Source organism: Janthinobacterium sp. AD80 (genome assembly GCF_002878455.1).
GTDB lineage: Bacteria > Pseudomonadota > Gammaproteobacteria > Burkholderiales > Burkholderiaceae_D > Janthinobacterium.
Genome location: NZ_NRDQ01000204.1, coordinates 1 through 9,507, shown reverse-complemented (window position 1 = coordinate 9,507; position 9,507 = coordinate 1). Strand labels below are relative to the sequence as shown.

The 9,507-nt window shown below is 64.9% G+C and carries 10 protein-coding genes and 1 pseudogene; 4 read left to right on the top strand and 7 right to left on the bottom strand.

Annotated features, from left to right (window positions below; translation table 11 throughout):
- A pseudogene (locus tag JaAD80_RS26785) lies at positions 1-345 on the top strand (hypothetical protein); the annotation flags it as partial.
- Between the two features lie 196 nt (positions 346-541).
- Positions 542-901, top strand: a complete 360-nt coding sequence (locus JaAD80_RS26780) for a hypothetical protein (RefSeq protein ID WP_102299091.1) — start codon at positions 542-544, stop codon at positions 899-901.
- A 21-nt stretch (positions 902-922) separates the two neighbouring features.
- Here JaAD80_RS26780 and JaAD80_RS26775 read toward each other — a convergent pair whose 3' ends face one another.
- Positions 923-1,789 carry a universal stress protein gene (locus JaAD80_RS26775; RefSeq protein ID WP_102299090.1) on the bottom strand — a complete coding sequence of 289 codons (867 nt, stop codon included), beginning with the start codon at positions 1,787-1,789 and terminating at the stop codon, positions 923-925.
- Between the two features lie 166 nt (positions 1,790-1,955).
- Here JaAD80_RS26775 and phbB point away from each other — a divergent pair, with 166 nt between their 5' ends.
- Positions 1,956-2,702, top strand: a complete 747-nt coding sequence (gene phbB / locus JaAD80_RS26770; RefSeq protein ID WP_102299088.1) for an acetoacetyl-CoA reductase — start codon at positions 1,956-1,958, stop codon at positions 2,700-2,702.
- A gap of 206 nt (positions 2,703-2,908) precedes the next feature.
- Here phbB and JaAD80_RS26765 read toward each other — a convergent pair whose 3' ends face one another.
- From JaAD80_RS26765 to JaAD80_RS26740, 6 genes are all read right to left on the bottom strand, one after another.
- Positions 2,909-3,292, bottom strand: a complete 384-nt coding sequence (locus JaAD80_RS26765) for a TraR/DksA family transcriptional regulator (protein WP_102299086.1) — start codon at positions 3,290-3,292, stop codon at positions 2,909-2,911.
- A gap of 110 nt (positions 3,293-3,402) precedes the next feature.
- Positions 3,403-3,822: a VOC family protein gene (locus JaAD80_RS26760; protein WP_102299093.1), complete on the bottom strand. Its 420-nt coding sequence runs from the start codon at positions 3,820-3,822 to the stop codon at positions 3,403-3,405.
- Between the two features lie 80 nt (positions 3,823-3,902).
- Complete coding sequence (locus tag JaAD80_RS26755; protein WP_146012555.1) at positions 3,903-4,364, bottom strand: hypothetical protein; 462 nt, start codon at positions 4,362-4,364, stop codon at positions 3,903-3,905.
- Positions 4,349-5,149 (bottom strand): hypothetical protein, encoded by an 801-nt coding sequence (locus JaAD80_RS26750; RefSeq protein WP_146012554.1) that lies wholly within the window; start codon positions 5,147-5,149, stop codon positions 4,349-4,351. The genes JaAD80_RS26755 and JaAD80_RS26750 overlap by 16 nt, the downstream gene beginning before the upstream one ends.
- Before the next feature lie 132 nt (positions 5,150-5,281).
- Positions 5,282-6,058, bottom strand: coding sequence for a 2-oxo-tetronate isomerase (gene otnI / locus JaAD80_RS26745; RefSeq protein ID WP_102299081.1), 777 nt, complete (start codon positions 6,056-6,058; stop codon positions 5,282-5,284).
- A gap of 243 nt (positions 6,059-6,301) precedes the next feature.
- On the bottom strand, positions 6,302-7,675 hold the full coding sequence (locus JaAD80_RS26740) for a DEAD/DEAH box helicase (protein WP_102299079.1): 1,374 nt from the start codon (positions 7,673-7,675) through the stop codon (positions 6,302-6,304).
- Between the two features lie 290 nt (positions 7,676-7,965).
- Between JaAD80_RS26740 and JaAD80_RS26735 the strand changes: the two genes are divergently transcribed.
- A partial coding sequence (locus JaAD80_RS26735) for a methyl-accepting chemotaxis protein (RefSeq protein WP_102299078.1) occupies positions 7,966-9,507 on the top strand: 1,542 nt, incomplete at its 3' end.

Below are 9,507 nucleotides of genomic sequence, written 5' to 3'. Positions count from 1 at the left end.
ATCGGCGCGGCCACCACCGTGGCGACGGGGCCGCTGGGGCCGGTGGTCGGCGCGCTGGTGGGCGCCCACGTGGGTTCGCTCTACAGCTTCAATAAAATGAAGGGCGCCGGCGAGCCGGAAGAAAGCCCGGATGGCGATGGCGACGCGCAGGGCGAAAATCGCCGCCAGCCCCGCCATCCGGGCATGCTGATCGCCGTGGCGCTGGGGGCTGCCCACGAGCGCGAGCGGGCGCTCGAGGCCTTGCACCGGCTTGGCGCCGAGCATATCGAAGAGGCCGAAGGCACGATCGCGAATGGCGACTGGCACGACTTCGACCCGCTCAGCATCCCCGTGCTGGTGGCCTGATGCGCGTGCCGGCCGCCGCAATATGCATAAATGCCGCGCTGCACGAAAATTAGGTATTATTCTTGTTAGTATTGGTGGTTCTTGCTAAACAATGCCGACAGGGATAGTTCCCGTGCGCCCGACGTGACCATGGACCCAGGTGACTGCCCGTATTACTTGCCTCGCATGCTAACGAGTATGGATAGGAGGGCGCGTCATGACACAGGCATGGTTCATTCTGACACGGGCCGACGGACGCGATATCTGTGCGCCCTCGCCGACACAGCTGGCCGATGCGCTGGCCGAGGTCTACCGGGGCGCCGCTATCGCGCCCGATGGCAGCCCGGCCGCCGTCTTGCTGCGCTTTGGCTACGATGACGGCTTGATGTATCAGGTTGAAGTCGCTAGCGGAGGCGAAGTCACTTTCGAAGAGTGGTCGGACCGCGACTGCGAGATCGCGCTGGCCAGTCCGCGCCGCATGTCGGCCCTGCCGCAGGATGCCGCGCTGCAATTGTGGCAGTGGCTGGCGCAGCGCCAGGTGGCAAAAATCCGCAGCCAGCCCTGGCAGGGCGGCTAGCGGACTTTTTCGTGAAACGATTTAGTGCGCCATCAGCACGGGGATCGTCATGCTTTGCAGTACCGTGCGCGTGACGCCGCCCAGAATGGTTTCGCGCAGGCGCGAATGGCCATACGCTCCCATCACCAGCAAATCGGCCGACAGGTCGGCCGCCTGCGACAGCAGCGCTTCGCCGATATCGCCGCGCCGCACGCCGCCCCCATCGAGCAAATGCACTTTTGCCTGCACGCCGTGGCGCGCCAGGTATTGCAGCAATTCCGCGCCCGGCTGTTCGCCATGTTCGGCAGCATGCACCTGGGCATCGAAGATGGCCACGTGGACATGTTCGGCACGCTGCAGCAGGGGCAGGGCGGCGCTGACGGCGCGGCTCGCCTCCTTGCTGGCATTCCAGGAAATGAGCACATTGCGCGCGGCGGCCGGCGGCGCCAGCAGGGGCAGCGGCGGCGCATACGGCACGATCAGCACGGGCCGGCCCGAATGCAGCAGCACGTAAGCGGGGAAGTCGCGCATCACGGACGGCGATTTATCCTTGGCATTGTATTGGCTGATGACCACCAGGTCCGCATAACGGGCAAGCAAGCTCATGCCACCCGCCGCCTCGTCGTCCACCACACGCTGCTCGAACGATGCCACGCCCGCCGCGCGCACCTGCTGTTCAAAGCCGTCGAGCGCACGCGCGGCCCGTTCGCGCAGGAAATTCAAATGCAGTGCCAGGTTTGGATCGGCATCAATGTCGGGCTGGTTCTGGTACAGCAGGCGCGACACGCCCGTCAGGGCCACGCCCGTCAGGTGGCCGCCGCAGGCCTGGGCAATGCTGGCGGCCGCATCAATGCGGGCGCCGCGGCTGGCGCTGTCGTCGACGTGCAGCAGCACGGTTTTATAAGTCATGGCGGTGCCTCTCGCTGTGGAGTGAGTCTTATTCTTGCACAGTCCGCGCTGTCCGCCGCGCACGGCTGCCCCAGGCTGGACAGTTGATCTGGCGCAAAACCGGCGCTAAAAACTGCTCCTACACTTGATTCCACGCAGAATAACCATAACAAGCGGGGAGTCAGCAATGAGCGAACAACGAGTAGCATTGGTCACGGGCGGCATGGGCGGCCTGGGCACGGCCTTGTGCCGCCGGCTGCATGCGGCGGGCTTGCAGGTCGTGGCGGCGCATACGCCGGGCAATACGCGGGTGGAGAACTGGCTCGACGAGCAGCATGGCCAAGGCTATTATTTCCACGCCATGCCCGTCGATGTGACGGACTATGCCGCATGCAGCGAGGCGGTCGGCCGCGTGCTGTCACAGTTCGGCAGGGTCGACGTGCTGGTCAACAACGCCGGCATCACGCGCGACCAGAGCATGCGCAAGATGGAATTGCCGCACTGGTCCGAAGTCATGCGCACCAATCTCGACAGCCTGTTCAACATGAGCAAGCAGGTGCTCGAACCCATGCTGGAAAAAAAATGGGGCCGCATCATCAATATCTCGTCCGTGAATGGCCAGAAGGGCGCCTTTGGCCAGTGCAACTATGCGGCCGCCAAGGCGGGCGTGCATGGTTTCAGCAAGGCGCTGGCGCTGGAAGTGGCGCGCCACGGCATTACCGTCAATACCGTCTCGCCCGGCTATTTGCGCACGCAGATGGTGACGGCCGTGCCGGCCGACATCATGGAAACCAAGATCCTGCCGCAAATCCCCCTGGGCCGCCTGGGCGAACCGGACGAGGTGGCGGCGCTGGTGGCCTACCTGGCGTCGGACGAGGCGGCATTCGTGACGGGCGCGAACATCGCCATCAATGGCGGCCAGCACATGAGTTGAACACGCTGGCGGCGCAGGCCGCTGGCAGCAGGGCAATGGCAGTGGAGGAGACCCGGCCACCCAGCCGGCACGCACGATGCAGGCGGGGGACGGATGGCAGTACGGCAATACAGCTGGTACAGGCAGTCGCAAGGGGCAGGGCAGCGATGCCTTGCCCTTTGTTGTCTTTGTTGTGTTTGTTGTGTTTGTTGTTTAAGGCGAGAAACCTAGCGCTGCGTTTTTTCCAGGCGCGTCTGGCAATCGATGCACAGGCGCGCTTCGGGGCGGGCGTTCAGGCGCGACAGGCCGATGGCTTCGCCGCAGTTGTCGCACAGGCCGTAGCTGCCGTCGGCAAACTTGGCCAGCGCATGCTTGGTGATGGCCAGCTGCGCCAGGTTGTGTTCGGCCGCTTCGCTGACGAGCGCGTTCAGGGTGCGCACGCTGGCGTTGTCGGCGGGCGAGGCTTCGATTTCATTGAGCAGCGAGGCGCGCGCGCCGGCTTCCGCTGTTTCGTTCTCGATCTGTTCCAGCAGCGCAAGCTTGCGTTGTTCCAGCACGCCTTGCAGGCGCTGTAGCTGGTCTTGTGGCAATCCATTCGGCAATCCGTTCATGGCCTTCACCTGGCGGGAGTCTCTTCCAGTATGGTAGTCCAAGATTGCCCGCTCCGCTTGCGTTACTACCCGCGCCGCGTTTGATGCGGCGCAGGCAGGCCAGGGTAGTTCTATGCTGGTTCTTTCAGGCAGTTGACCATCCAGGCTACGCCGAACTGGTCTTTCAGCATGCCGAAGCGTTTGGCCCAGAAGGTCTCTTGCAGCGGCATCTGGATGGCGCCGTCACGCGCCAGCGCGTCGAACGCTTGTTCGGCCTGTTCCGGCGTATCCAGGGTCAGGCATACCGAGCTGCCGCGCATGCCCGTCGCGCCATCTTCGGAACAGCCGCCGTCCGAGCCCATCAGCATGGTGGGGCCCAGTTGCACGGAGCCGTGCATGATTTTGTCGTACCAGTCTTCCTTGACTTGCTCCTGGCCCGGCGTGCCGCGAAACGGCATCAGGCACAGGTCGGTGCCATGCAGGTGCTGGCGGTAGTATTCCAATGCCTGTGCGCAGTTTCCATTGAATTGCAAATACGGTTCGATACGCATGTTGGTCTCCTCTGGTGGCTCCGCCGGCACGATTGCCATGCGGGGACGTCCCAGTATAGGCGCCCGATGGCTGATTTCAATCAGTCTGGCGCCATCTCTTGCAGCCGCTCACGCACCTTGCCCAGGGTGCTGAGGATGCGTTCCGGGTGGCCGGCCAGCACGGCGCTGCCCAGGTGCAATAAACTCGTCGCCAGGCTGATCCAGTGCCGCACATCGTCGTTGCGGGCAATGCTCAGACGCACCGTGTCGAGCAGGCCGCTGAGCTGGCGCTGCGCCGTGTCCAGGCCCGCCACCGTGTGGCCGGCGGCATCCGCATACAGCTGGTTGGCTTGCTGGCGCAAGGCCACTTCCAGCGCAAACACGGCTTGCGCCTGGCTGTGGCTGATGCCGTTTTCGCCCTGGCTGGCGCGGCGGCGGATGGCGCGCATGACGGCGCCGTGCAGGGTGATGGCCGCCTGCGACAGGCTGTCGGCCAGCTGCTCCACGCGCATGGCGTTGCTGAGTGCCGCCTCGCGGCGTTCGCTGCTTATCGATCCATCCATCCTGCCTCCGTGGTGGTGAAGGCTGCCGTGGCCAGGCGCGCATGGTCGCGTCCCAGCGCCGCCAGGTGCCGGCGCGCCAGGGTATGGCGCAGGCCGGCCAGCCGGTATTCCTCGCTTTTGCTTTGCTGCAGGCTTTTCGCCAGCACGGCCAGCAGGCGCTGCTGCGGCGTGTCCGCATACGCGATCTCCACTTCCAGCAGGCCCAGCACCACGTCGCGTTCGTTGTCGCCGCTCTTGTCGTACAGCGCCAGCACGCTGTCCAGAGCAGCCAGCAAGTCTTGCAACGGCGCATCGCCGTCGTGCAGCACCTGGGACAGGCGCGCCTGCTGGCTGGCCGCGCCGCCCAGGCGCGACAGTTGCTGCAGCAATATGCTGTAGGCGCTGACATGGCGGTCGTCGATGCCGCTGCCGGGCCAGGCGCGGATGGCGGCGCCGGCGCTGGCCAGCTCGGGTGCGATGTCATACGCATCGGCCCGTGCCAGCCGGCCCAGCGCCTGCAGGTACAGGCGCACGGCTTGCGCCAGGCGCGCCACGTCGGCTTGCGCGGCGCGGCGCTGGGCGTCGAGCAGCTGCTCGCGCGCGTCTTCGGCGGCTGACAGATAGGGGCGGGCGCGCTGGTAGCTGTCGACATGGCGCTGCGACAGTTCGCCGAAGGTGTTCAAGGCATCGGCGCCGGCGGCCAGCGCGCGCACTTGCGCCAGGTCCGTGCGCGAACTGGCGCAGCCGCACAGCAGCAAGATGGGTAGGAGCACGATGGCGCAATAGCGGGCAGGTAGGGAAGACACGTCACCTCGCGATACGATGTGTTCTGTATGGAAAGGTATTGTGGTTGCGCCCGGCCCCGTGTGCCTTGTGCGGGCGCAAGCGCTGAGCAATTAGCGGAGCACGGCAGGCATGGCAGCCGCGCCCGCTGGGGCTCAGGCCAGCTGTTCGCGCCAGCCCAGGCCGGCGGCGGTATCGCCGGCGGGACGGTATTCGCAGCCGACCCAGCCCGTGTAGCCGACCTGATCGAGCAGCCTGAAGATATGGCGGTAATTGATTTCACCGGTGCCCGGCTCGTGGCGGCCCGGCGTGTCGGCGATCTGGATGTGGCGGATCAGGGGCAGCAGGGCGCGGATGGTGTTGCTCAGTTCGCCTTCCATGCGCTGCATGTGATAAATGTCGTATTGCAGGAAGATATTGCCGCGCTGGCAGTCGGCGATGATATCGGCCGCCTGCTCGCTATGGTTGAGGAAGTAGCCGGGCATGTCGTAATGGTTGATCGGCTCGATCAGCACGTTGATGCCATGCGGGCGGCAGGCGTCGGCCGCGAATTGCAGGTTGCCGATCAGGCTTTGCCGCGCCCGCTCCAAACTCATGCCGGCCGGCACGATGCCCGCCATGCAGTGCAGCTGCGTGGCCCCCAGCGCCAGCGCATACTCTAGCGCCAGCGCCACGCCAGTGCGAAATTCCTCGCCCCGCCGCGGATCGCAGGCGATGCCCCGTTCACCCCGCTCCCAGTCGCCCGGCGGCAGGTTGAACAGGGCCAGCTGCAATTGATGCTGGTCCAGCTGCGCGGCGATCTGGCGTGCTTCGAGCGCATACGGAAACAGGAATTCAACAGCCTCGAACCCCGCCTTGCGCGCGGCGGCAAAACGGTCAAGGAAGGGCAGTTCGGTAAACAGCAGGCTGAGGTTGGCGGCGAAGTTCGGCATGGTCTGGGCGCGAAAGGGATGGTGACACTATCCTAGCCCAAATCGGCAAATGGTGGCGTGCATGAAAAAACCGTCCCAGGAGCCAGTCCTGGAACGGTTTTTGTCGTCTGTTGGATCAAGACAAACGCCGCCTGAAAGCGTCGCGAGCGGGAGTGATATTGCGTTGAGTAGCGCAGCCGTACTCAGGTACGGCGAGCAACGCAAACGCAATAGCGCCCCGCGCAGCAGCTTTCAGGCCGCGTTTTAGCGGCCGCGGCCGCCGGAGCGGTGGTTGGCCGCCGAGCGCGGCGCATTGCCCGAACGGTTGCCGCCGCCACCGCCGCCGCCCGATGGGCCGGCGCTGCGTGGCTTGGCACCGCCGCCACCGGTTTTCACGCGCACCACGGCGCCGGCTGGCGCGCGGCTGTTGTTGCGGTGACCACCGGTGCCGCTGCGCAATTGCACAGGCTGGGCGCGGGCGTTCAGGTCCGGCTCGAAGCCTTCGATGACTTCGCGCGGCAGGGTTTGCTTGATCAGCTTTTCGATGTCTTTCAACATTTCGTGCTCATCCACGCAGACCAGCGACACGGCTTCGCCCTTGGCGCCGGCACGGCCCGTGCGGCCGATACGGTGCACATAGTCTTCCGGAATGTTCGGCAAGTCGTAGTTGACGACGTGCGGCAACTGGTCGATATCGATACCGCGCGCGGCGATGTCGGTGGCGACCAGCACTTGCAAGGTGCCATCCTTGAACTCGGACAGCGCGCGCGTGCGCGCCGACTGGCTCTTGTTGCCGTGGATGGCCAGCGCGCCAATGCCGTCCGCGCCCAGCTGCTCGACCAGTTTATTCGCGCCATGCTTGGTGCGGGTAAATACCAGCACTTGCGTCCAGTTGTTCGACTTGATCAGGTAGGACAGCATCGGGTGCTTCTTGTCGCGGTCGACCGGATGGATCTTTTGCTTGATCACTTCCACGGTCGAATTGCGGCGCGCCACTTCGATCATGGCAGGCTTGTTCAGCAAGCCGTCGGCCAGGGCCTTGATCTCTTCCGAGAACGTTGCCGAGAACAGCAGGTTCTGGCGTTTCGGCGGCAGCACGGCCAGCACTTTCTTGATGTCGCGGATGAAGCCCATGTCCAGCATGCGGTCGGCTTCGTCGAGGATCAGGATTTCCACTTTCGACAAATCAACCGTGCCCTGGCCCATGTGGTCCAGCAAGCGGCCTGGCGTGGCGACGAGGATGTCGACGCCATGCTTCAATTGCTTGATTTGCGGGTTGATGCCGACGCCGCCGAAGATCACGGCGGAGTTCAGTTTCGTGTACTTGCTGTAGGCGCGCACGCTTTCCTCGACCTGCGCGGCGAGTTCGCGCGTCGGTGCCAGGATCAGGGCGCGGATCGGGCGCGTCGAGGTGTTGCTGGTGATGGCAGCGCCGTTGGCGTCGGTCGACAGGCGGTGCAGCACAGGCAGGGTAAAGCCGGCCGTCTTGCCGGTACCGGTTTGTGCGCCGGCCAGCAAGTCGCCGCCAGCGAGCACGGCGGGAATCGCCTGCGACTGGATCGGGGTCGGCACGGTGTAGCCGTGTTCGGTAACGGCACGTACGATAGCGTCGGACAATCCGAGGGAGGAAAAGGACATGGTAACTTTATTGTGAGATCGGCCTGTCGCCATCGTGGGGCGCCAGTCGCAGGCAATCAGATTAGGGGTCGAAAGACAGCGGCAAGGGGACTGGTCATATGTGCCGCACACGCGAAGTATAACAGCCTGGCAAAAAAGCGCCTGCTTTGTTTCAAGTTTGCAATGTCACAAGTAAAGAAAAAGGCGGCAAAGACGCGCTGTTTGCCGGCAATTTTGGGTAGAATTTCTGCCTGCACCCCTTGCGCGGGGGACCGCCGCGCTGCCGGGGTTCTTGTTCCTGGAGGAATACCATGCGCATTGCCGACCTTCGCATCGCCACCCGCCTGTACGGCGGCTTCGGCGCCATTGTCCTGCTGCTGGCCGTCCTGGTCACAGTTGCCACCCTGAATTTCTCAAAACTGGCCGACGCCAGCGCCATCAATACGCATACCTATCAGGTGCTCGCTGAAAATGACGCCGTCCTGGAAAGCCTGATCAATATAGAAACGGGCCAGCGCGGCTACGTGATCACGGGTGCCGACTCTTCGCTGGAACCGTATGCGGCGGGCAAGGCGGCGTTTCGCCAGCACCTGGACAAGGCGCGCGCCCTGACCAGCGACAATCCGGCGCAGCAGGAGCGCCTGGCGAAACTCGATGCCGCCCAGAACGCCTGGCTGGCGGGCGCGCTCGATCCCGTGATCGCCCTGCGGCGCGCCGTGGCGCAGGGCACGGCCGCCATCGAGCCGGTGCTGGCGCTGGAAAAGCAGGGGCGCGGCAAGGCTGGCATGGACGCCATGCGCGCGCTGCTCAAGGACGTCGGGCAGGCGGAGTCGGCCTTGCTGGCGCAGCGTTCGCAGGCCGTGGCCAGCCTGCAAGCGCAGACGCGCTGGGTCTTGCTCGGTGGCGGCCTGGTGACACTCGTGCTGGCCGCGCTGGTGGCCATGTGGTTGGCAAGAAATATCAGCCGGCCCCTGCGCTCGGCCATCGAGGTGGCCAGGCAAGTGGCGCAGGGCGACCTGACAGTGCGCGTGGACGTGCGCTCGCGCGATGAAACGGGCGAACTGATGCAGGCCTTGCAGGAGATGACGGCCAGCCTGCTGCGCATCGTCAGCGAAGTGCGCGGCGGCACGCAGACCATCGCCACGGCGTCGCGCCAGATCGCCTCGGGCAACCTGGACTTGTCGGCACGCACGGAACAGCAGGCCAGTTCGCTGGAAGAGACGGCCTCGTCGATGGAAGAACTGACGGGCACGGTCCAGCAGAATGCGCAGAATGCCCACGAAGCCAATGGCCTGGCGGCAAGCGCATCGACGGTGGCGGGCAAGGGCGGCGCGGTGGTGGCGCAGGTGGTGGCGACCATGGGCTCGATCAACGATTCCTCGCGCAAGATCGTCGACATCATCGGCGTCATCGACGGCATTGCCTTCCAGACGAATATCCTGGCCCTCAACGCGGCTGTCGAAGCGGCCAGGGCCGGCGAGCAGGGGCGCGGCTTTGCCGTCGTCGCCACCGAGGTGCGCAACCTGGCGCAACGCTCCGCCGGCGCGGCGAAGGAAATCAAGGCCCTCATCAACGATTCCGTGGCGCAAGTGGAAAGCGGCGCGCGCCTGGTCGACGAGGCGGGACACACGATGCACGAGATCGTCGACAGCGTGCACAAGGTCAGCAGCATCGTCGGGCATATCTCGGCCGCCAGCGACGAACAGCGGGCCGGCATCGAGCAAGTTAATCAGGCCATCAGCCAGATGGACCAGGTGACGCAGCAGAACGCGTCCCTGGTGGAACAGGCTGCCGCTGCGGCGGAAGCCATGCAGGAGCAGGCGGCGCGCCTGGCCGACGCCGTGGCCGTGTTC